Annotated in this window: 25 protein-coding genes and 1 tRNA gene; 23 read left to right on the top strand and 3 right to left on the bottom strand. The window is 53.8% G+C overall.

Annotated elements, in window-relative coordinates:
* Positions 1-7 precede the first annotated feature (7 nt).
* From FYJ78_RS02765 to FYJ78_RS02700, 14 genes are all read left to right on the top strand, one after another.
* On the top strand, positions 8-691 hold the full coding sequence (locus FYJ78_RS02765) for an SAM-dependent methyltransferase (RefSeq protein ID WP_154619868.1): 684 nt from the start codon (positions 8-10) through the stop codon (positions 689-691).
* A 144-nt stretch (positions 692-835) separates the two neighbouring features.
* The gene (locus FYJ78_RS02760; RefSeq protein WP_328597619.1) at positions 836-1,111 is read left to right on the top strand and encodes an HU family DNA-binding protein; all 276 of its coding nucleotides are present in this window, start codon (positions 836-838) and stop codon (positions 1,109-1,111) included.
* Between the two features lie 77 nt (positions 1,112-1,188).
* A complete protein-coding gene (locus FYJ78_RS02755) occupies positions 1,189-1,947 on the top strand; it encodes an SDR family NAD(P)-dependent oxidoreductase (RefSeq protein ID WP_154619867.1) in 759 nt (252 codons plus the stop codon).
* A gap of 52 nt (positions 1,948-1,999) precedes the next feature.
* On the top strand, positions 2,000-3,130 hold the full coding sequence (locus tag FYJ78_RS02750) for an MGDG synthase family glycosyltransferase (protein WP_195847829.1): 1,131 nt from the start codon (positions 2,000-2,002) through the stop codon (positions 3,128-3,130).
* 126 nt (positions 3,131-3,256) lie between these two features.
* Positions 3,257-3,706 carry a hypothetical protein gene (locus FYJ78_RS02745; protein WP_235899778.1) on the top strand — a complete coding sequence of 150 codons (450 nt, stop codon included), beginning with the start codon at positions 3,257-3,259 and terminating at the stop codon, positions 3,704-3,706.
* 90 nt (positions 3,707-3,796) lie between these two features.
* Positions 3,797-4,090, top strand: coding sequence for a cell division protein FtsL (gene ftsL / locus FYJ78_RS02740; protein WP_235899777.1), 294 nt, complete (start codon positions 3,797-3,799; stop codon positions 4,088-4,090).
* 84 nt (positions 4,091-4,174) lie between these two features.
* Positions 4,175-4,633 carry a S1 domain-containing RNA-binding protein gene (locus tag FYJ78_RS02735; protein WP_154619864.1) on the top strand — a complete coding sequence of 153 codons (459 nt, stop codon included), beginning with the start codon at positions 4,175-4,177 and terminating at the stop codon, positions 4,631-4,633.
* 110 nt (positions 4,634-4,743) lie between these two features.
* Positions 4,744-6,153 (top strand): tRNA lysidine(34) synthetase TilS, encoded by a 1,410-nt coding sequence (tilS, locus tag FYJ78_RS02730; RefSeq protein WP_154619863.1) that lies wholly within the window; start codon positions 4,744-4,746, stop codon positions 6,151-6,153.
* Complete coding sequence (gene hpt, locus FYJ78_RS02725; protein WP_154619862.1) at positions 6,146-6,691, top strand: hypoxanthine phosphoribosyltransferase; 546 nt, start codon at positions 6,146-6,148, stop codon at positions 6,689-6,691. The genes tilS and hpt overlap by 8 nt, the downstream gene beginning before the upstream one ends.
* A 68-nt stretch (positions 6,692-6,759) precedes the next feature.
* Positions 6,760-8,772: an ATP-dependent zinc metalloprotease FtsH gene (gene ftsH / locus FYJ78_RS02720; RefSeq protein WP_154619861.1), complete on the top strand. Its 2,013-nt coding sequence runs from the start codon at positions 6,760-6,762 to the stop codon at positions 8,770-8,772.
* 93 nt (positions 8,773-8,865) lie between these two features.
* Positions 8,866-9,849 (top strand): biotin--[acetyl-CoA-carboxylase] ligase, encoded by a 984-nt coding sequence (locus FYJ78_RS02715; protein WP_328597618.1) that lies wholly within the window; start codon positions 8,866-8,868, stop codon positions 9,847-9,849.
* Positions 9,850-9,872: 23 nt separating this feature from the next.
* Positions 9,873-10,691 (top strand): type III pantothenate kinase, encoded by an 819-nt coding sequence (locus tag FYJ78_RS02710; RefSeq protein WP_154619860.1) that lies wholly within the window; start codon positions 9,873-9,875, stop codon positions 10,689-10,691.
* Between the two features lie 2 nt (positions 10,692-10,693).
* A complete protein-coding gene (gene dusB / locus FYJ78_RS02705) occupies positions 10,694-11,713 on the top strand; it encodes a tRNA dihydrouridine synthase DusB (RefSeq protein ID WP_154619922.1) in 1,020 nt (339 codons plus the stop codon).
* A gap of 12 nt (positions 11,714-11,725) precedes the next feature.
* Entirely contained in the window at positions 11,726-13,120 is a 1,395-nt protein-coding gene (locus FYJ78_RS02700; protein WP_154619859.1) for an aminopeptidase, read from the top strand.
* 102 nt (positions 13,121-13,222) lie between these two features.
* Here FYJ78_RS02700 and deoD read toward each other — a convergent pair whose 3' ends face one another.
* Positions 13,223-13,933 carry a purine-nucleoside phosphorylase gene (gene deoD / locus FYJ78_RS02695; protein ID WP_154619858.1) on the bottom strand — a complete coding sequence of 237 codons (711 nt, stop codon included), beginning with the start codon at positions 13,931-13,933 and terminating at the stop codon, positions 13,223-13,225.
* A gap of 216 nt (positions 13,934-14,149) precedes the next feature.
* Between deoD and FYJ78_RS02690 the strand changes: the two genes are divergently transcribed.
* Positions 14,150-14,788 (top strand): hypothetical protein, encoded by a 639-nt coding sequence (locus FYJ78_RS02690; protein ID WP_154619857.1) that lies wholly within the window; start codon positions 14,150-14,152, stop codon positions 14,786-14,788.
* Positions 14,789-14,960: 172 nt separating this feature from the next.
* Here the strand turns inward: FYJ78_RS02690 and FYJ78_RS02685 are convergent.
* Positions 14,961-15,036: transfer RNA gene (locus FYJ78_RS02685), tRNA-Gln, on the bottom strand.
* A gap of 79 nt (positions 15,037-15,115) precedes the next feature.
* Entirely contained in the window at positions 15,116-16,813 is a 1,698-nt protein-coding gene (locus FYJ78_RS02680; RefSeq protein ID WP_235899775.1) for a DUF4127 family protein, read from the bottom strand.
* A gap of 142 nt (positions 16,814-16,955) precedes the next feature.
* Between FYJ78_RS02680 and rsmD the strand changes: the two genes are divergently transcribed.
* The 8 genes from rsmD to fapR all read left to right on the top strand — a co-directional run bounded on the left by rsmD (position 16,956) and on the right by fapR (position 22,283).
* Positions 16,956-17,534 (top strand): 16S rRNA (guanine(966)-N(2))-methyltransferase RsmD, encoded by a 579-nt coding sequence (gene rsmD, locus FYJ78_RS02675; protein ID WP_154619855.1) that lies wholly within the window; start codon positions 16,956-16,958, stop codon positions 17,532-17,534.
* On the top strand, positions 17,531-18,019 hold the full coding sequence (gene coaD, locus FYJ78_RS02670; RefSeq protein WP_154619854.1) for a pantetheine-phosphate adenylyltransferase: 489 nt from the start codon (positions 17,531-17,533) through the stop codon (positions 18,017-18,019). Before rsmD ends, coaD begins: the two co-directional genes overlap by 4 nt.
* A gap of 7 nt (positions 18,020-18,026) precedes the next feature.
* Complete coding sequence (locus tag FYJ78_RS02665) at positions 18,027-18,599, top strand: ATPase (RefSeq protein WP_154619853.1); 573 nt, start codon at positions 18,027-18,029, stop codon at positions 18,597-18,599.
* A gap of 100 nt (positions 18,600-18,699) precedes the next feature.
* Complete coding sequence (gene larB, locus FYJ78_RS02660; RefSeq protein ID WP_154619852.1) at positions 18,700-19,458, top strand: nickel pincer cofactor biosynthesis protein LarB; 759 nt, start codon at positions 18,700-18,702, stop codon at positions 19,456-19,458.
* 4 nt (positions 19,459-19,462) lie between these two features.
* Positions 19,463-20,707 carry a nickel pincer cofactor biosynthesis protein LarC gene (larC, locus tag FYJ78_RS02655; protein WP_154619850.1) on the top strand — a complete coding sequence of 415 codons (1,245 nt, stop codon included), beginning with the start codon at positions 19,463-19,465 and terminating at the stop codon, positions 20,705-20,707.
* A 44-nt stretch (positions 20,708-20,751) separates the two neighbouring features.
* Positions 20,752-21,249 (top strand): YceD family protein, encoded by a 498-nt coding sequence (locus tag FYJ78_RS02650; RefSeq protein ID WP_154619848.1) that lies wholly within the window; start codon positions 20,752-20,754, stop codon positions 21,247-21,249.
* 40 nt (positions 21,250-21,289) lie between these two features.
* The gene (gene rpmF, locus FYJ78_RS02645) at positions 21,290-21,469 is read left to right on the top strand and encodes a 50S ribosomal protein L32 (RefSeq protein WP_154619846.1); all 180 of its coding nucleotides are present in this window, start codon (positions 21,290-21,292) and stop codon (positions 21,467-21,469) included.
* Between the two features lie 253 nt (positions 21,470-21,722).
* Complete coding sequence (fapR, locus tag FYJ78_RS02640) at positions 21,723-22,283, top strand: transcription factor FapR (RefSeq protein WP_154619845.1); 561 nt, start codon at positions 21,723-21,725, stop codon at positions 22,281-22,283.
* Positions 22,284-22,292 lie beyond the last annotated feature (9 nt).

Raw genomic sequence — 22,292 nt, 5'->3', positions numbered from 1 at the left:
TGATAGTATGGCAACGATAACAGTAGCAGGGCTGGGGCCGGGACGCCCCGGCCTGATCACCAGAGAAAGCTGGGCGCTCATGGAGCAGGCAGAGCATCTGATCCTCCGGACACGCATTCATCCGACGGCCGCCGCGCTGGATCAGGCTGGCATCACCTATACGACATACGACGGATTTTATGAACATGCGGAGGATTTTGAATCGCTGTACCGGGCGGTAGCGGAGGATCTGATCCGGCGCGCCAGACAGGAAGGAAGTCTGGTCTACGCGGTGCCCGGCAGTCCGCTGGTTGCCGAACGCACAGTCGTTCTGCTTCGCCGGTTGTCTGTCGGTTCAGGAGTGACGGTGAATATCCTTCCGGGAATGAGTTTTGTGGAGGTTCTGTATACGCGGCTGGGCGTGGATCCGATTTCCGGTTTGACAATTCTTGATGCGGGGGATGTTGGACGCTTTCGGGAGCGCCCCGTCCAATCTCTTGTGGTCACACAGATTTATAACCGTCAGATCGCTTCGGATACGAAGCTGATGCTGATGGAATGGTATCCGGATGAGTACGAGGTTACCTATGTGCATAATCTGGCGCTGCCGGATGAATCCATCCGGACGATTCCGCTCTTTGAGCTGGACCGCCAGCCGGACATCGATCACCTGACCAGTTTGTTTCTTCGTGCTGAGACGAAAGAAGAATAAGGTCCGGTATAGCAATTCGTGTTTTTTCGTGAAACCTCTTGATTTTTTCAGGGTTTTCTGATAAATTCTGTTATAGCGGCAGGACGGTACGAATGTGACAGATAAGCTGCCGGGAATGAGGACACCTTTAAGGAGGCTGCGATTGTGAATAAAACAGAATTGGTAGCTGGAGTGGCGGAAAAAGCCGGCTTGACAAAAAAGGATGCGGAAAAGGCAGTAAACGCGCTGTTTGACTGTGTTCAGCAGGCGCTGGCTGGCGGAGAGAAGGTTCAGCTGATCGGGTTTGGCACGTTTGAAGTGAAGAAACGTGCGGCTCGTAAGGGGCGCAATCCGCGTACCGGACAGGATATCGAGATTCCGGCATCGTCCAGTCCGTCGTTCAAGGCGGGAAAGGCATTGAAGGATGCCGTGAACAAATAATTCAGGATATTGCACTGTTGTACCGGGTTCCTGCGGGAACCCGGTTTTTGAATCTGTAGCGGGAAAGCGAGGGAGAAATGAGTCAGAAAAAAAGCGGGCAGGTTGTTTTGATCTCAGGCGGAACTTCCGGTATCGGTCTGGCTGCGGCGAAAGGTTTTCTGGCCAATGGAGCATGCGTTGTCCTGGCCGGACGATCGGAAAAGCGCGGCTGTGCCGCGCTGGCGGAATTGTCTGCCGGGGACCGCGCTCAGTTTGTATCGGCAGACGTACGATCGGCAGAGCAATGCCGGGAAGCCGTTCAGGCGGTCAGCCGGTCGTTCGGCCGCCTGGATGTACTGGTCAATTCCGCCGGAATTTATTGGGAGGAGTCGATCGAAAATACTTCGGAAGAACATCTCGATGCGGTGATGGATACGAATTTTAAAGGGACCTATCTGCTGTGTCAGGCAGCCGTTCCTCTTCTGAAGGCTTCAAGGGGCAATATCGTCAATGTGGCTTCGGATGCCGGTGTACAGGGGAATTATTATTGTACGGCATACTGTGCAAGCAAGGGGGCGGTCGTTTTGTTTACGAGGGCTCTTGCTCTGGAATTGGCCGGCTTCGGCGTGCGGGTCAATGCGGTTGCTCCCGGCGATATCATGACGCCGCTGACCCAAAAGCAGTTGGATGAGCTGCCGGATCGCGAACAGGGATTGAAGGAAATGAGCTCGGTTTATCCGCTGGGACGCATCGGTACGCCGGAAGAAGCGGCCGCCCTGATTCTGTTTCTCGCATCGCCGCAGGCCTCTTTTGTTACCGGAGCGGTCTGGGGCGTGGACGGTGGCCTGACCGCATGAAATGTGGTACAATAAGCAGAGAACGAGAAGGAGACGGGAAGGGGAAAAGACATTGACAGCGAGGCGGGTACTCATCCTGACAGCATCCATCGGTTCCGGTCATATCAAGGCAGCGGAGGCTGTCCGACGGGAACTTCAGCAGCAGATGCCGGAGGCTGAAATTGTAACGGTGGATTTCATGTCGCGCCAGATTTCTCTACTGCATTGGCTGATGAAGCAGATTTATCTGAAGATGCTGGCCTTTGTCCCTAACCTGTACGACGTGTTCTATCGGATCGCCGGGGGCGCATCCGGCGGATCGCTGGTTCAGAAGGCCTTTTCAGTGGTCATGCTGCCGGTTATATCGCGGCTGATCGAGCGCTTCCATCCCGATGCAGTGATTTGTACGCATCCCTTTCCGGAAGGAGCGGTATCCCTATGGAAACGCCGCCATCAAAGCAACCTTCCTCTGGCGGTAGTCATGACCGATTATTCGCTGCATCAGATCTGGTTGTATCCCGGTGTTACACAATATTTTATGGCGACTGAGGCGATGAGGGAGGAAATGATTGCCCGGAATTTTTCGGAGCAATCGCTCTATGCAGATGGTATTCCCGTGGACGGACGGCTGGCTTTCCTTCCGGGCAAAGAAGCGGTAAGGGCAGAGCTGGATCTGCCTGACGGCTGCCCCGCTGTGCTGCTGATGGGGGGTGGATTGGGGCTGGGCGGGATTGCGCCGACTCTGCAGGAGCTGGAATCGATTCATGAACGGCTGGCTTTGCTGGTCGTAGCCGGACACAATGAAGCTTTGCTCGCGGAAGCGAAGCGATTTGCCAAGACATCCCGTCATCTGGTCCGGGTCTGGGGGTATACGGAGCAGGCGCACCGCCTGATGCAGGCAGCGGATCTGCTGATTACGAAGCCGGGGGCGCTGACGATCAGCGAAGCCTTTGTTCTGGGACTTCCCATGCTGCTTCATGATCCCATTCCCGGTCCGGAGACGGAAAACGCCGTTTATGCTACGAAAAACGGCGCGGCAGTCTGGCTGCACCCTGGTGAGCGTCTGGCTGCGGCGGTTCGCGATCTGTTGGGCGGAGGCTGTCTGGAGCGGATGCGGCAGCATGCACTGGCCTGCGGGCGGCCGGATGCCGCTCGTGTGATTGCCGGACGAATCGCGGGAGGTATTCTCCGCCAGATTTTATAAAAGTGGAAAGAATGACAGGCAAAGCAGGATTTTTCAGCGGAATGGGGAATATCTTTCTCAAATGCTTTGTTTTTTAATTCAATCGGCCGAAATGGCAGAATGGTGATGGAAATGGCACTATATCAATTGAAGAAGAATGAAAGGGATCAGTTCATCTGCCCAAGATGTCAGGAGGAGCTTCACTTTGTCCGCGGCGGGGCGGTGCAGATCGTGGATGGGAAAGCGGACATGTCGGCGGTATATCCAAAGTATGTTTGTAATCATTGCCATAGTTATTTTCAGGAACTGCTCGGCTCAGGCTTTTATGGCGAGCATGATCTACCGGCCGGAGAGGTGACCGGAAGAATACGAAATACGGGCGATCTTCAGCCTGTGCAGCTCCGCCGTGATTCAAACGGTCAGTGCGTCTGTCCGCGCTGCGGCAGTCTGATGGATTATGTGGAGGGACAGCCGGTGCGTCTGGTAGAGGGAAAACCGGATATGGAGAATGTACAGGATCATTTTCATTGCGCTTATTGTCATTCTACGTTCCGCCGAATTGCCTCGACCGGATATTTTCAGTGGTCGGAAAAATAATCGGCGGAAAAATAATTTCTGCCCGCGCTTGCAAGGCCGCGAATTTCCCAGTATGATTAAAAGCAATGATTCAGTGAGAGGAGGATCGCAATGAGACGTGGACATAGAACCGGGAAACGGCGTTTTCGCTGGTTTTATCTGCTTATGGCCGGTATTGTCGTTTATTTTGCGTTTCTCCTTATTTCACAGCAGGTGTATCTGAGCCAGGTCCGTCAGGATCAGGCCTCGGCGGAGGCTCGTCTGGCTGCTGCGCGTCAGGAAAACGAAGCGCTGCGTCAGGAAAAGGAACGGCTCGGCGACCTGAATTATATCGAGAAACTGGCCCGGGAGGAGCTGGGCATGACACGCAGGGGCGAACTTCCTTACAGCACCGGGCGGAAATGAGTCGGTATACTCCTTGACACTGTTCTGCCGTCAAGGTTATAATAAGGCGTGTATTCTTTACTGCATTAAGGAGGAAGAATTAATTTGTCCATAGAAGTTGGCAGCGTGGTTGAGGGTGTTGTAACCGGCATTACGAATTTCGGCGCATTTGTCGAGTTGCCGGAAGGCAAGACGGGCCTCGTCCATATCTCAGAAGTCGCGGATGTGTATGTCAAGGATGTCCACGATTTTCTTCAAGAAAAAGATAAAGTCAGGGTGAAGGTCCTGACTGTTGATGAGAGGGGCAAGATCGGTCTTTCTATCAAACAAGTCCAGGAAAAGAAATCGGAAGAGCACGCTGCCGCCGGCAGTCCTTCCGTTCGGTCGCCGCATCCGGCCCGCGGACCGCGGGATTTCCGGAAGGGCAATCGCTTCAATCATTCCAATGCGTCCTTTGAAGATAAGCTTTCCCGCTTTCTCAAGGACAGTGACGAGCGTCTGACGGACCTGCGCCGCAAGACGGACTCGAAACGCGGAGGCCGTGGTTCCCGTCGCTCAGATTGATGGTACGATGCGTACTGATATCAAGACACGTTCAAAGCACTCTGCATAAGGGTGCTTTTGTTTGTTTTTCAAGGACAGATTGGGAAGCGGATCGTGCGGAGGGATGAAAGATGATGGAACAGGTGGAGCGCTTTTGCGTGGAACAAGGGTTGCTTCAGTCTGGGCTCCGCATTGTAGCGGCCTGTTCCGGAGGAGCAGATTCTCTGGCTATGCTGGAGATTCTCTGGCGCCTGCGGGAAAAGTATTGTCTGCGGATTTTGGCCGCGCATTTTGAGCATGGAATACGTGGCGAGGAGTCCAGGGCGGATGCCCGCTTTGTGCGGGATTACTGCCTTCGGCGCGGCATTCCGTTTGAGGCCGGCGAGTCGGACGTTCCGCGGGCGGCAGAACGGATGGGATTGTCGCTGGAAACAGCGGCCCGAAAGCTTCGTTATGATTTTCTGGAAAAGGTGCGCCGATGCCGGGGGTATGATGTTTTGGCGGTTGCGCATCATGCGGATGATCAGGCAGAAACCGTGCTGATGCGCATCCTGCGGGGGACTGGAACACGGGGGTTGTCTGCCATGCGTCCGCGCAGCGGCTGCGATGGGCGCATCATCCGTCCTCTGCTCGGCGTGACAAAGCGTCAGATTCGTGACTGGTGCCGCCGGGAGCATCTGACGCCCCGGGAGGACAGTACGAATTGGCAGCTGGATGGTACGCGCAACCGGATTCGCCTGCAAGTCCTTCCGGCTTTGCGCCGGATGTTTAATCCTGAACTGGCGCAGGCTTTGTGTCAGTTGTCCGACGTAGCGGCATGCGAGCAGGAATATCTGGACCAGCAGGCCGGACAGTGCTGGCAGCAGGCGCATCGGATCCGCAGCGCGGACCGGGGCGTCGAACTGAATTGTTCGATGCTGGCCGCTCAACATCCGGCTATCCAGCGAATCCTGCTGCGGCGTTTCTGGCGGGAAACGACCGGAAGCGGTCAGGATCTCGGCTTTGTTCAGACCGAACTTCTGCGGGGCATTTGTCTGCGGGGGACGACCGGAAGCCGGCAGGAATTGCCGAACGGCTATGCAGCAGAGCGATCTTACGGCTGGCTTTTCTGCCGGCGTGCATTTCATGCAACACCGGCAGAAAAGCCAGTCGCAGTGCCGCTGGCGATTCCCGGCGACACCTGTTTCGGGCCGCTTTGCTGTCATGCTGTATGGCGTAAAGCACTTCCTTTGGAGACGGAGGCGGATTCCTTTTATCTGTCACCGGATTCCTTGTCCGAACCGCTGGTTTTGCGCTTCCGCCAGCCGGGGGATACCATCCGGCTGCCAGCAGGGCGCAAGAAACTCAAGAAACTGTTGATTGATGACCGGATCCCGCAGGAACGGCGTGACAGCCTGCCGCTTTTGGCATCCGGAAGGGAAATATTATGGGTTATCGGCCATCGCCGCAGTATATGCTGCCCGGTGGAACAAGCCTTAAAGGAGAACAGACCGGTGCTGTATCTCACGGTAAAACGAAGAGAGGAACATGAGCATGATTAAAGAGGATATCGAAAAAGTCGTATTCACAGAGGAGGAGATCCGGGCCAAGATTCGGGAACTCGGACAGCGAATCACCGAGGACTACAAGGATGCAAAGGAAACCATTTACTGCGTTGGCATTCTTAAGGGCGCGGTGGTATTCTATACGGATTTGGTCCGTGAAATCGACTTGCCGGTACATTTTGATTTCATGATCGCATCAAGCTATGGCAATGGTACATCGACCAGCGGCACCGTCAAGATTTTAAAAGATCTGGATTACGATGTGGAAGGAAAACATCTCATTATTATCGAAGATATCATCGACTCGGGGACGACGATGAATTATCTGATGAAGTATTTTAGGGAACGCAAGCCCAAAAGCGTCAAGCTTTGCGCGCTGCTTTCCAAGCCTTCACGCCGTACCGTTGATGTTTCCATTGATTACTGCGGTTTCGAGATACCGGATGAGTTTATCGTCGGATATGGCCTGGATTACGCGGAGAAATACCGCAACCTGCCGTTTATCGGCGTCCTGAAACCGGAAATATATGCCTGAAAAGGCACAAGAGGTATCAATTTGAATCCTGAGGAGCATAAAAGCTCCCGGAAGGGGAGGACAATGGATTGAATAAGTTTCTTCGCAATGTAGGGTTCTACTTGTTGATCATTCTGGTCGCGATCTCCATCATCGACTATTTTTCAACAAAGAACACGACGAAGCAGGAAGTCGGATATACGCAGTTCCTGCAGCAGGTGGATGAGGGCAAGGTATCGAAGGTTGTCATCATTCAGAACACAATTCGCGGAACGCTGTCGGACGGAACGGAGTTTACGACCATTACTCCCGATGCCCCGAACAACGATCCGCAGCTTTACCAGACGCTGACCGACAAGGGAGTGGAAATCTCTGCAGAGAATCCGCCGGAGCCGCCGTGGTGGTCGACGATGTTTTCTTCGGTGCTGCCCATCCTGCTTTTGGTCGGTGTATGGTTCTTTATCATGCAGCAGACGCAGGGCGGCGGCGGGCGCGTCATGTCGTTCGGCAAGAGCCGTGCCCGTATGAGCGGTGCGGATAAAATCAAGGTGAATTTCAAGGACGTAGCCGGCGCGGATGAAGCCAAGCAGGAATTGGAGGAAGTAGTCGAATTCCTCAAGCATCCGAAGAAGTACAATGATCTTGGCGCGCGCATCCCCAAAGGCGTATTGCTTTTCGGCCCTCCGGGAACAGGCAAGACCTTGCTGGCCCGTGCGGTAGCCGGTGAAGCTGGTGTGCCGTTTTTCTCGATATCCGGTTCGGATTTTGTCGAGATGTTTGTCGGTGTGGGTGCTTCCCGCGTACGGGATCTTTTCGATCAGGCGAAGAAAAATGCGCCATGTATCGTGTTCATCGATGAAATCGATGCAGTTGGCCGTCAGCGCGGCGCCGGTGTCGGCGGCGGTCATGATGAGCGTGAACAGACGCTGAATCAGCTGCTCGTCGAGATGGACGGCTTTGCAGCAAATGAGGGGATCATCATCATCGCCGCGACAAATCGTCCGGATATTCTGGATCCCGCTCTGCTTCGTCCGGGACGTTTTGACCGTCAGATCGTGGTGGATAAACCGGATGTCCGCGGACGTCTGGCTATTCTCAAGGTGCATACCAAGGGCAAGCCGGTGGCCGGTGATGTGGATCTGGATATTCTGGCGCGTCGTACGCCGGGGTTTACCGGAGCGGATCTCAGCAATCTGGTGAATGAAGCTGCGCTGCTTGCCGCGCGCCGTGATAAAAAGAAGATCGGCATGGGTGAGATGGAGGAAGCGATTGAGCGTGTCATGGCTGGTCCGGAGCGCAAGTCGCATATCATGAATGATGAGGAAAAGCGTCTGACGGCTTACCATGAAGGCGGTCATACGCTGGTCGGCATGATGCTGAAACATGCCGATCCGGTGCATAAGGTCACGATTATTCCGCGTGGGCGCGCCGGCGGCTATACGCTGATGCTGCCGAAGGAGGATCGCAATTATGCTACGAAATCGGAGCTTCTTGACCGCCTTAAGGTGGCGATGGGCGGTCGGGTAGCCGAGGAGATCGTCCTTAAGGAAATCAGTACAGGAGCGTCCCAGGACATTCAGCAGGCTACGCGCATGGTTCGCGGCATGATTATGCAGTATGGCATGAGTGACGTGCTCGGACCTGTGGCTTATGGTGAAAGTCAGAATCACCAGGTTTTTCTCGGACGCGATTTCAATCATGAGCGCAATTATTCGGAAGAAGTTGCCAGCGAGATCGATAAGGAGGTCCGTAAATATCTGGAAGCCGCATATGAAGCATGCCGTCAGATCATCACGGACAACCGCGACAAGCTGGAGCTGATCGCACAGGAGCTGATGGAACGTGAAACGCTGACCGCGAAGCAGTTGGAAGAACTGCTCACGACTGGACGGCTGTCTGATGACGACGCGCATGATGATGAACCGGAAGATAACGGGCCGCGGGATGGCGATCCGGCGCCGGTTTCTCCTGAACTGGTATCGCAGCAGGAGCAGGGGCAGCCGGATGAAGCCGTTGAGACAGATCAGCCTGCAGACGGTGAGGAATCCGGGACGCCTAAGACGGCGGAACCGAAGTTCAATGTAACGCATTACGATAAATAATCGATTAAGCCTTCCGATTCGGAAGGCTTTTTTCTTGTCCCGTTTCGTTGTATAATACAAAGGTATGAAATCAGCAGCAAAGGGGGAGAGCCAGTGCGTGCGAAGATATTATCCCTTCTGCGTCAGGCAGGAGACCGTTATATTTCGGGAGAAGAAATTGCCAGTCGGCTCGGCGTATCGCGGACAGCGGTATGGAAACATATTCAGGAGCTTCGGGAGGCCGGCTATCATATTGCCAGTCACTCCCGCAGCGGCTATTCGCTGCGCGAAGCGCCGGACCGTCTTCTTCCCGGTGAAATACAGCATGGCCTGAATGTCCGCTGCATTGGCCGGGAGATCATCTTTCGTGACGTTGTGGATTCGACGAATACGCTGGCCAAACAAGTGGCTGCAGACGGTGCGCCGGAAGGAACCGTTATCGTGGCCGAGCAGCAGAATGGTGGCAAAGGGCGACTGGACCGCCATTTCTTTTCTCCTGCCGGCAAGGGAATCTGGTTTTCGGTTATTCTGCGTCCGCCGTTTTTGCCGCAGGAGGCCCCGAAGTGTACGCTGCTGGCCGCTGTTGCTGTCGCCATGGGAATGGAACGCTTCGGACTGAAAGCCGGGATCAAGTGGCCGAATGATATTTTGTATGAAAATAAGAAGCTGGTCGGCATCCTGACGGAAATGAGTGCTGAGATGGACGGCATCAATTATGTGGTGATCGGCACCGGCATCAATGTCAATATCATGGCGGAAGACTTTCCCGAAGAGCTGCGTGCGACAGCCACGTCGCTGTCTATTATGAACGGCGGGAAGCCGCTGCCGCGGGTGAAATTTTTTCAGGCTGTGCTTGAGGCGATGGATGAGCTTTATGACGCGGTGAAGCGGGAGGGATTTGCTCCCGTTATGGCCGCGTGGCGCCGTTACAGCATCACACTGGGGCAGGAGGTTCGGGTGATCGGCGTGCGTGATGGCGATGTTTTTACCGGGCGCGCGGCAGATATCGATGAAGATGGCGCATTACTTGTAGATACTCCGTCAGGGCGGCGCAGAGTGTTGGCAGGCGATGTGTCCATTCGTCCGCAGAAGAGATAAGAAACGTACAGGAGGACAATCCCTTGCTATTAGTATTTGATATCGGTAACAGCAATATCGTCATGGGTACTTATGAGGGCAGGAAACTAATGAAGCACTGGCGCATTTCCACAGACCGCCAGAAAACCGGAGATGAATACGGTATGCTCATGAACAACTTGTTCCGCTATCAGGGCATACGCATGACAGATATTCATGCAATCATCATTTCATCGGTCGTCCCGCCGCTGGTCGTTCCCATGGTGAAAATGTGCGAGCGGTATTTTCATATTCATCCGCTGGTGGTAGGGCCCGGCATTAAGACCGGTATTCGCCTGCATTATGAAAACCCCCGGGCGATCGGCGCAGATCGGATTGTCAATGTGGTCGGCGCCTATGAGCAGTACGGAGGCCCGCTGATTGTCATTGATATCGGTACGGCAACGACGTTTGATGTGGTCAATGAACAGGGAGATTTCATGGGCGGTGTGATCGCACCCGGCATCGGGACCAGCGCTGATGCCTTGTTTCAGACCGCGGCCCAGCTGCCGCGCATCGAACTTGTCCCTCCACGGCAGATCATCTGCCGGAATACGATTCAGGGAATGCAGGCCGGCATCATTTTCGGCTATGTAGGGCAGATCGATGAGATCGTCCGACGCATCCGGGATGAGTACGGATCCGAGATGAAGGTGATCGCCACAGGGGGGCTTGCGCGAATGATTGCGAGGGAATCCGCAACGATAGACAAAGTCGATCATTTCCTGACACTGACCGGGCTTCGTGCCCTTTATGAGCGCAACGCCGAACGTCATGAGGAGACGCATACGGGCAACCGGGCGGAGAGGAAGTCTGGAGAATGAGCATGAATCTGGGACCGTTTCATTTTGAGCAGCCCGTTTTTCTTGCTCCGATGGCGGGGGTGACCGATACGGCTTACCGGATCATCGCGCATGATATGGGCTGCCCGCTGTGCTATGCGGAGATGGTCAGCAGTCAGGGCATTCATTTTCGCAATGAACGGACTTTGGCCATGCTGCAGTCTGAGCCGGAAGAGCGTCCGCTCGTTATGCAGATCTTTGCCAATTCGCCGGAGATGGCGGCAGAGGCAGCTGCTTATGTAGAATCGCTGGGAACGGCGGATATTTTGGATTTTAATATGGGCTGTCCGGCGCCCAAAATTGTAAAAAACGGGGAAGGGTCGGCATTGATGCGCGATCCGGAGCGGGCTTTTCGCATTTTGAGCGCGATCCGGCGTGCCGTGAAGATGCCGGTCACCGTTAAGATGCGAAAGGGGTGGGACGATCAACAGGTCAATGTTGTGGAAATGGCCAAACTGGCAGAAGCGGCCGGGGTCGATGCGATAGCCGTTCATGGCCGGACGCGGGAGCAGTTTTACCGGGATCATGCGGACTGGGAGATCATCGGAGAGGTCAAGCGGAGCGTCGGGATACCGGTTATTGCAAATGGCGATGTGCGCACCTGCCGGGATCTTCAGCGGATTTTTGCGGTTACGGGGGCGGACGGTGTAATGATCGGCCGGGCTGCGCAGGGAAATCCATGGATTTTCCGTCAGCTGACGCACTTTTTGAAAACCGGTGAAGAACTGCCCGGCCCGTCCATGCGGGAGCGGGCTGCTGTCATTTTGCGTCATCTTGATCTGTTGATTCATTATAAGGGCGATTACGCAGGGCCGCGCGAAATGCGCAAGCACGCGACCTGGTATACGCGCGGCATCACGCATGGCGCCGTTTTGCGCGATAAATTTAACAAGGCGGTGTCCCGTCAGGATTTTGTGGATATTCTTCAGGATTATTTTGATACGGCGGAGCCGGTATCTGAACCGACGGCAGAATCTATGATTCGGACACAGCAGAATGAGTAAGGGGTGCAGCTTATGTCAGAGGAAAAAAAAGAAAAACAGTCCGTTTGGAACCAGTATAAGGAAGCAGAGAAACAGGAACTGGAAACGATCAACCGGGGCTACCGGGATTTTTTGAGCCGCTGCAAGACCGAGCGTGAAAGCGTACGGGAGGCGGTGCGTCAGGCAGAGGCCGCCGGTTACCGCAATCTTTTGGATGTCGTGCGACAGGGGAAAAGGCTTCAGGCCGGCGATAAGGTTTATGCCGTCAATATGAAAAAAGCGATCGTTTTGTTTAATCTGGGCGATGATCCGCTTGAACAGGGCATGAATATTTTGGGCGCCCATATTGATACCTGCCGTCTGGATGTGAAGCAGAATCCGCTCTATGAAGACGGCGGATTGGCGTATTTGGATACCCATTATTATGGCGGCATCAAGAAATATCAATGGGTTACGCTCCCGCTGGCCATGCATGGCGTTGTCGTCAAAAAAGACGGCCGTGTAATGGATATCTGCATTGGAGAAGACGACGATGATCCGGTATTCTGCGTGACGGATCTGCTGATTCATCTTTCTCAGGAGCAGATGAAAAAGAATGCCGCCAAGGTGATCGAGGGCGAAAATCTGGATATTCTGGTCGGCAATTATCCGCTGGAAGACGAGGACAAGGAATCGGTCAAGGCCGGTGTGCTCAAGCTGATCAAAGATAAATACGATATAGAAGAAGAGGACTTCCACTCAGCGGAGCTGGCGCTTGTTCCGGCCGGAAAGGCCCGTGAGCTCGGCTTTGACCGCAGCATGACGCTGGCCTATGGGCAGGATGACCGGGTCTGTGCCTATACCTCGCTGGCTGCCATGCTGGAAACCGGTCATATGAAGCGCACGGCCTGCTGTCTGCTGGTCGATAAAGAAGAGATCGGAAGCGTCGGAGCCACAGGCATGCAGTCGCATTTCTTTGAAAACATTGTGGCGGAACTGCTCAATGCCTGCGGCGGTTACAGCGATCTGTCCCTACGACGGACTCTGGCAAATTGCAAGATGCTTTCTTCCGATGTGTCGAGTGCCTATGACGCGTTGTATGCAGATGCCTATGACCGGAAGAATGTTTCGTATTTGGGAAAAGGCATGGTATTCAATAAATTCACCGGTGCGCGCGGAAAGTCCGGTTCCAATGATGCCAATGCGGAATATCTGGGAGAGCTTCGCCGCATCATGGATGACAATCAGGTTCATTACCAGCTCGCGGAACTTGGAAAAGTCGACCTCGGCGGCGGCGGAACGATCGCGTACATCATGAGCTTGTACGGCATGCAGGTTATTGACAGCGGTGTCGGTGTCATGAGCATGCACGCTCCCTGGGAGGTTACGAGCAAGGTGGATGTTTATGAAGCGAAGAAAGCCTATGCGGCGTTTCTCCGCGAGGCATAAAAAAACAGCCCGTTAGGGCAGAAAAAAATACCGCCGGCTGATTGTCAGCCGACGGTATTTTTTTCAACAATATGGTGCTGGATCTATTCTTTGCGATCCGGATCAATCTTCGATCGCCGTTTCCAATGCGATACGGATCATGTCATTGAACGAAGTCTGACGCTCTTCAGCCGTGCAGGCTTCGCCAGTCAGCAGATGATCGCTTACGGTGAACAGAGCAAGGGCCTGAACATGGGCCTCAGCAGCCAGCGTATAGAGTGCGGCCGCTTCCATTTCGACAGCCAGAACGCCGTATTTGCGCAGCTTGTCGCTGTCGATTTCATCGTCATAGAAGCGGTCGACCGAGATGATATTGCCGACTGTAGCGCGCAGGTTCAGCTTTTTCGTGTTCGTTACGGCCTTGGAAAGCAGGTCGAAGTCTGCCAGCGGTGCATAGTTGATGGAGCCGCCGAAGATATTTTTGATGATGGAGGAATCCGTGCTGGCCCCCTGTGCGATCAGTACGTCGCGCAGCTTGACATCCGGATGCATGCCGCCGCAGGTACCAACGCGGAAGAGTTTTTTGCAGCCAAATTCATGGATCAGTTCGTGGACATAGATGGAGATGGACGGAATGCCCATGCCCGTTCCCTGTACCGAAACAGGAACGCCCTTATAGGTTCCGGTATATCCCAGAATGTTGCGGACCGAAGTATACTGTTTCGGGTTGTCCAAAAAATGTTCGGCAATGAATTTTGCCCGCAGCGGATCGCCCGGCAGGAGGATGCGCTCTGCGATATCGCCTTTTTCTGCGCCAATATGTGGTGTTGCCATGGTTGATGCTCCTTCTTTCTCAAAACTTGTTCTGAAAATTAAAATCCATATAAAGTATAAGAAAAAATAGCAAATAAGAAAAGGGCAAATGTCCTATTTTTCTTCTACTGTGCAGGATAAGGAGAATATCCGCTTTTTCTTTTCGGCAGGATTTCGGGCAGGAATGGCGAATAAGACTATAACAGATCATCAGGATAAATATAGGAGGCTTTTACCATGAAGGGGAAGATCAGGCCGGCGGTTTCCTTGCTGGCTGTCATGCTGATTATGACTGGCACAGCCGGCACACAGAGTGCCGCAGCTGCTTCCAGCCAGCGGATAGACAGCGCAAGCACAGAAAAACAGGCGGACCGGTATGCCGCGGCAGAAGACACACATGCACTGCCGCATTACCGGCCGCAGCTCCGGTGGGAATCGGCTGAGCGCGCGAAGAATGTTCCGGAAGCATTGAGCAAAGGTCAGAACACTCGCGTTGACAAAGCAATACCGATTATTATTACTGCGGCGGATGTGGATGCGCAGCGAAAGCAAAAAAGGCAGGAGATAAAGGAGCCGGTAAGGCAGGCATCCTCCAGTCCTTCCGTTGCACCGGCGCTCCCGCGGGAGAAACAGATCGCCGCACCTGTTATGGTGAAGGGTGCAGGTCAGACGGATTCGGATCACAGTACCGCTCTCAGGCGGACCGCTGATTCGCGTCCGGAGCAGACGACGGCCCTTCCGCCCATTCAGCCGGTGCCGGCCGCGCGGAATCATGATGCGATCGTCGAGCTTCCGCCTGTACAGCCGGTTCCTGTCAGGCGGGCTTCGGCAGTGGTCGAACTTCCGCCTGTTTTGCCCGTTCCGCCAAGACATTGAGAAAAACGCAGGGTCATGTATGTGCAGCTTACGGCCCTGCGTTTTTTCGTGTTTGTTTCTATCGATTCGGGATGATGTTCTTTTTATCCGATGTTAACGGGAGTCTTAGCACCCGTTTAACATCGGATAAAAAAATCGCTGTTCCTTACGGAACAGCGATTTCGTATTCATATGGCAGGGGTAGCTGGACTCGAACCAACGCATGCGGGATTCAGAGACCCGTGCCTTACCAACTTGGCGATACCCCTGTGCAAACGGCGAAATACCGTCAACATTTACATATTATATCGGGTGATGTTTTGTTTGTCAATACCTGAAAAACAGCTTTTATTCTGCTTCCGGAGTTTTGGTTATGGCGAGGCGCGGGGCAGAACGAAGATAGATTTCGAAGGTGCGCGGCCAGGGATAGCTCAGATCAATGGTTATATCCTGCATGATGAGCTCAAAATCACCGGACGGGGAGGAAAAGCGAACCGGCTGTCGGAAGGAGCGGGTGTTTTTATAGACAGCCAGCTGGTTCTTCATGGTGTGCTGCAGCATGAGATTGGCCCAGCGGTAATTGTGCTCCAGATCCAGGTCGGCGGTATTGGTATATCCGGCTTTCTGCAGGGTGGTGTTGATGAGATCAATGGTATCTTTCAGATAGAAATAATCTTCCAGAATGCGGTTCTGCAGGAAGGTGAGATTGGCGGCTGTGACAGCGATGACTTCGGCTCGGTCACCGGATTGCCTACGGGAGGATTCAAAGAGACTGGCTTGCGCCAGCGCTGTGCCAACCGCATTGCTGGTAGTGTTCCAGCCGGCGTAGGCAATCAGCTCGTTGACGGGATAATCCCTTTGAATGAGAAGAGGCAGCACGGTTTCCTGAGCCTGAAAGTGGCGGCTCAGATCAACGAGGGCGACCGGCATAGAGAGGCTGCGGTCGTGCTCCAGCTCCTGAACGGTATCACGGCGCGCCGACAGGTCGTCTTCCTCGCTGTCACACGAAGAAACCAGCAGGGTAAAATCCGCGTTTTCTTCAGAGTTTGTCTGTTGTCCGCCGAGCAGTGCGATTTTCTCCTGTACGGTTTGTTCTATGCTGACGGCCATATAAGGCATGATACGCGCCGGGGTCCGGTCGTGATTGTATCGCACGTGGATACGCGGATGGAATCCGGTTTTTTCGTTGTGAATGGAGGCGAGCAGAGATAGGGCGATTTCATCTGCGCCGTGTGTCAGGACAACGCTGCCGTCTGACAGATTCCGGCTGCGGATCCAATCCAGCAGATGCTTTTTTTCGATATTCGGGATGCTGTATGGTTCGCCGTCGTCCTGTCCGAGAATGAGGCGTGTCAGCACGCCTTCTCGGACCAGCTCGATCAGTGCGCGGTTCAGGGCCTCGTTTTCTGTAAAATGCGAAAGATAGCGCTGCAGGGAACCGGTGGGGATGGACTGTTCCAGGCGGGAAAGCTCTGATGAATTTATGGCGAGTCCTGCATCCTCACGGCCCTTCAGTCGGGAGTAAGCAAGAAGATCCCGGCGTTCCTGATAACCGTCAATCGTATCCTGCGGTGTTTGGCGCGGCAGGATGCTGAACGCATAGAGCGGAATGTCAGGATGATTTGCATGAAGCTGACGGAGGAATTGGAGCAATTCCTCGATCGCTCCGGGCGGGAGTTCTTTTTCACGGGCTGCCAGCAGGCCGCCGTAGAGAAGCTGATCGATGGAGAGAATGGCCGCGCCGGATCCGTCGATATGTTCGGAAAGCCAGCTCCGCATACCGGTCGTGTCGCCCGGCTGAGAATAATAGTCCTGCAGACTATTCGGCGGTGTGATGACCTCTGTGCCGCTGATACGGCCTGCGTCAATGACGAACTGTCGGCAGGGCGGACGCCCGTCCAGTGGTACCAGCAGAATCTGTTCCTGCATCAGGCGCTGGGAAGAGATGGGAACGGAGTCAGGTTCCTGCCGGATTGTTTGCTGCCAGATTAGGGACGCAGATAGAAAAAGAATGAGAAGCAGAAGAAGTGATGCCTGTTTTTTCAAAGAAAATCCTCCTGATGGAATCCGATGACTGAACGCCATTTTCTTTTCTTATTATAACATAAGGACGGTTCACTATTCGGGGAAAGTATGATAGAATATAGCTGTTTGCTGTAAGCTTTTCATTGCGGGATGGAGTGACGCCATGAGAATCATCACGGGTTCGGCCCGAGGATGTCGTCTGAAAACACCGAGAGGACAGGAGACGACCCGGCCGACGGCCGACCGGGTGAAGGAATCCTTGTTTAATATTCTGGGCGGAAAGGTTCAGGATCGTTGTGTTTTGGATCTTTTTGCCGGGACGGGAAATCTCGGGCTGGAAGCATTGTCCCGGGGGGCATCGTCCGCTGTGTTCGTCGATCGGTCTACCGCAGCATTGATTCGCTCGAATGCTGTGCTGACGCATCTGCAGGATCGGGTATCGGTTTATAGCGGCGATGTTTTTGCGGCCATGGCGCAAATGGCCGCGCAGCAGCGCCGGTTCGATCTGATCTTTTGCGATCCGCCTTACCATCGCGGACTATGGGAGCAGGCTCTGACCGCAATCGATCAGTCGGATGGGCTGATGGATCGGCGGGGGATAATGGTCGTGGAACATGGCGCTGATGAGATGGAGGTCCCATCGCTGCATCGGCTGGTACGGGTGATGAACCGGCGCTACGGACACACGACGCAGCTGAGTTTTTTTCAATGGCGTGCCTATCTTGAGGAGGCGGGTTCATGAAGCGGGCGGTATGTTCAGGAAGCTTTGATCCGGTTACCAACGGGCATATAGATATTTTCGAGCGGGCCAGCCGGATGTTTGACGAGCTGATTGTCTGCGTGTTCCATAATCAGAAGAAAAAAGCGTTTTTTCCCGTAGAACAAAGGGTGGAGCTGCTGCGGGAGTCCGTGAAGCATCTGCCCAATGTATATGTCCTGTCGTTTTCCGGCCTGCTTACGGATTTTATGAAGCAGCATGATGCCAGCATTATTGTTCGTGGCGTGCGTTCTGTGAAGGATTTGGAATATGAGGAAAACGAAGCGTATATGATACGCCATCTGGACCCGGATATTGATACGGTCTTTTTGCTGACGCGCCCGGAATATTCGTTTATCAGTTCTTCCGGTGTTCGGGAACTGTACAGTTTTCAGGGGCGGCTCCGCGGTTTGGTGCCGGAATGTGTCGAGCAGGCGTTTACAGAAATGAAAGAAAAAGAAAGGAAGTAGGCGGAATATGTCGGTACGCGATACTCTGACGAGGTTGGAAAATATGGTGGTGGGGGCGACCCGGCTGCCTTTTACAGAAAAAACGTTTGTCAACGATCAGGAACTCATCCGCTGCGTCGAGGAACTTCGTAAGGATCTGCCGCAGGAACTCCGGCGGGCCAATGAGATCGTGGAACAGCGGGATAAGATTCTGCATGAAGCGGAGAAGGAAGCGGAGCGGATTCGTAAGGAAGCCAAACAATATGCGAATCGTATGACCGAGGAGAGCGAGATCGTACAGCAGTCCAAGGATAGGGCCAAAACCATCCTGCAGCAGACGCAGCAGCAGGAGCGTGAGATTATGGAACGCACGAGGAAAAACGCTGCGCAGCTGCAAAATGATGCCGATGCTTATGCCAATCAGGTGTTTGATCAGTTGATTTCGCATGTGAACGGAACGTTTCAGGGGGTGCGCCAGGCGGAAGCAGGTCTTCAGCAGGCGCTCAGCGTGCTTCAGCAGGCCAAGGAGCAGATGAATCAGCAGGCGGCCCGGCAGGCTCAGCAGAATGCCGGCGGGGAGATGGCTCCGGCGGAACAGTGAACAATCAAAAGGCAGGCGCGAAAAAACGCGGTCTGCTTTTTTTCGCGCTGGAACGGGAGACCCTGCTCCAGCGCCGGCGGAAGATCGGGGGGAAAAAAGCATGACGGAGCCGGATATTCAAGATTTGCTGCGGCGCTATAAGGCAGGAGATATGACGGAAGAGGAAGCCGTTCATCAGATTCGCAGTATTCCATTTGAGGATATGGGTTTTGCAGAAGTCGATCATCATCGCGAATTGCGTCAGGGGTTTCCCGAGGTGATCTATGCAGCGGGGAAAACCAAAGAGCAGGTGAGTTCTATCATGCAGTCCCTTTGTCAGCGGAGCAGGGGGAACCTGATGGCGACGCGGGCTGACCGGGAAATGTATCAGTTTGTTCACAGGCGGCTGCCTCAGGTTGTATACGATGAAACGGCCCGCATGATCTATGTGGACCGTGATACTTCACTGGATCGGGACCCTTCCCGTCCAATCCTTATTCTGACTGCGGGGACCAGCGATATTCCTGTGGCGGAGGAAGCCCGTCTGACGGCGTATCTCTGGGGGAATTGTGTCAAAACCTGCTATGACTGCGGTGTTGCCGGCATTCATCGATTGTTTGCCCATTTGCCGGAAATCCGAGAAGCTCGTGTGATCATCGTCATTGCCGGAATGGAAGGAGCCCTGGCCAGCGTGGTGGGCGGACTGACCGATAAACCGGTTATTGCCGTGCCTACGAGCGTCGGTTATGGCGCGTCCTTTCAAGGTCTGGCAGCGCTCCTTTCCATGCTGAACAGCTGCGCATCGGGGGTATCCGTTATGAATATTGACAATGGATTCGGCGCCGGAGTTCTGGCCAGCAAGATCAATCGTATGAGGTGATAGAATGAAGGCAATATATCTGGATGCCTTTTCGGGGATCAGCGGCAATATGATGCTGGGGGCGCTCATTCAGGCCGGTGTACCGGCTTCCTGGCTGGAAGAAAAACTCCGGGAACTGCCGCTGGGAGCAGATGCGTTTGTGATGCGGGCAGAAGAGGTCCGGCGCAATGGAATTTGTTCCGTTTATGTGGAAGTGGTCCTGCCGGAGACGGCAGAGCACCGGTCCGGGCATCATGAACATGAGACGCATGTGCATCGAACGATGAAGGATATCCGGCGAATGATCGATCAGGCCGGGATGCCTTCGCGTGTACGCGAAAACGCTTTGACTGTGTTTCAGGCCATTGCGGAGGCGGAGGGACGTGTACATGGACGGCCTTCGGACGAGGTGGCCTTTCATGAGGTTGGCGCAGTGGATTCTATTGTGGACATCATCGGGACGGCATGGTGTCTGGAATATCTCGGCGTGGAACGCATCTTTGCATCACGGCTCAATACTGGCAGCGGTTTTGTACGCTGCGCGCATGGCATCATGCCGGTTCCTGCGCCGGCTGTTGCGGATCTTCTCAGGCAGTGGCCCCGTTTTTGTTATGGCGCGGAAAAAGAACTGACGACGCCGACCGGCGCCGCTCTGGTCACCGCGCTGGCGGACTACAGTGCTTCTCTGCCGGATGGATTTGCTGTTCAATCCATTTCTTATGGCGCGGGGACATGGGAGCTGGAGCTTCCCAATGTTCTCCGCGTTTATCTCGGGGAGTATCGGGGACAGGCAAAGAAAGAGCCCGTTCTTTTGGAAACGAATATCGATGATATGAATCCTCAGATTTACGGATACCTTTATGAAAAATTATTGGATGCAGGCGCACTGGATGTCTGGACAACGCCGATTTTTATGAAAAAAAACCGGCCGGCCCATCAGCTCTCGGTTCTGGTGGATTCCTCCTGCCGGGAGGCCTGTGCGGATCTGTTGTTTCGGGAGACAACGAGCATCGGAATCCGGGTTATTCCGATTGATGCCAGACTGGAAGCCGCGCGTCATATGGCTGTCGTTGAAACACGCTTCGGTCCTGTACACTGCAAAGTCAGCGCCTGGCATGGACAGCTGACGCAGGTATCGGCGGAATATGAGGACTGCTGTCAGCTGGCCCGAAAAAACAATGTTCCGCTGAAGGCCGTTCAGCGGGAAGCGATTCATGCGTTTCATGCACGCATCGGGGGTGAACCATATGAGAAGGGCGGTCTGGATTGACAAACATAAGGACGACCGTTATAATAAATTGAGGTTGATGCTGAATGAAGGTTAATATTGCTGAATTAAATCGCAATCCGGGTCAGAGGCTTCCGTTTTCTTTTTCGACGACGGCTGAGGAGCTGGAGATTCGGAGCGGGGAGTATGCGTTTGACGGACTGATCCAGATTGTTGGAACTGTGGTGTATACGGGTTCATGCTGGCGTGTGACGGGAACGATAGAGGCCGTTAAGACATTTGTCTGCGACCGGTGTTTGACGGAGTGCCGGAATGCACAGTCCCAGCCCTTTTCGGAAGATTTCGCCCGCGAAGCGGACGATGAGGAAGAGGTTAACGTATTTGAAGGGGATATGATCGATATCCGGACGCTGGTTCGGGATACTCTGATCGCATCTCAGCCGCTCAGTAATATCTGCAAGCCTGACTGCAAGGGGCTTTGTCCTGTGTGCGGCCATAATCTGAATGAAGGCGATTGCGGCTGCGATCGCTTTGTTCCGGATCCGCGCATGGCAGCATTACAGCAATTATTGAACAAAAAGTAAGGTCCTATAGGAACCAGCGATTTAAGGAGGTGTATCCGACATGGCAGTACCAAAGCGTAAAATGTCCAAAGCACGCCGCGATAAGCGCCGCGCAAACTGGAAACTGGAGGCACCGGGGTTTGTTTCTTGCCCGCAGTGCCACGAGCCGAAGATGCCTCATCATGTATGCCCGGAATGTGGTTATTATGATGGTAAAGAAGTGGTCAAGGCCGCAGAGTAAAGGGAGACTTAGAAGCAGGACGTTCGTTTGTCCTGCTTCTTTTATTTGTTTTCAGCGTTTTTCCCTGTACCTGTCTATCATATATATAGAAAGAAATGGCTTATACCCGCGCGTACGCCGGGTATTTCTGCCGATTTCAGCGGAATCCGGTACTTGCATTTTTGTGACATACCCTTTATAATAGACCATTATATGAGATTGTAGTAGCTGGTACTAATGGTGCGTCGGACAATCCGTGTCAGGGGGTGCAGAGATGGCAAGAGTCAAGAAAAAGGAACGGCATCAGTTGCTTTTGGAGCAGGTTCAGAAAAAACCGTTTCTGACTGATGAAGAATTGGCCCGTCAGCTGGAGGTCAGTGTCCAGACGATTCGTCTGGATCGTCTGGAGCTTGGCATACCGGAGTTGCGTGGCCGCATTCGAAAAATGGCAGAGCATGCGCAGAACAAGGTAAAATCGATCCAGAGCGGCGAAGTGGTCGGTGAACTCATCGATCTGGAGCTCGGCCGCTCGGGCATCTCGCTGCTGCGGATTACGGATGATATGGTCTTTGCCAAGACGAAGATTGCCAAGGGGCATTACATGTTTTCCCAGGCCAATTCTCTGGCTTTGGCCATTATCGATGCACCGATGGCCGTTACCGGTATAGCGAATGTCAAATACAAAGTGCCTGTTCATGTAGGGGAAAAACTGATTGCCAAGGCGGAAATTGTCCGTGTACGGGGGAATAAATATTTTGTGTGGGTAAAGACCCATAATGACACTCAGGAAGTTTTCCGCGCGAAATTCATCATGGTTTCGTGGGGTGAGAAGTAAGAGGAGTGA

This window comes from Wylensekiella montiformis, assembly GCF_009697385.1.
Lineage (GTDB): Bacteria > Bacillota > Negativicutes > Selenomonadales > Selenomonadaceae > Selenomonas_A > Selenomonas_A montiformis.
Note: the sequence above shows the minus strand (reverse complement) of the source record. Positions and strands in the feature narration are given on the sequence as shown.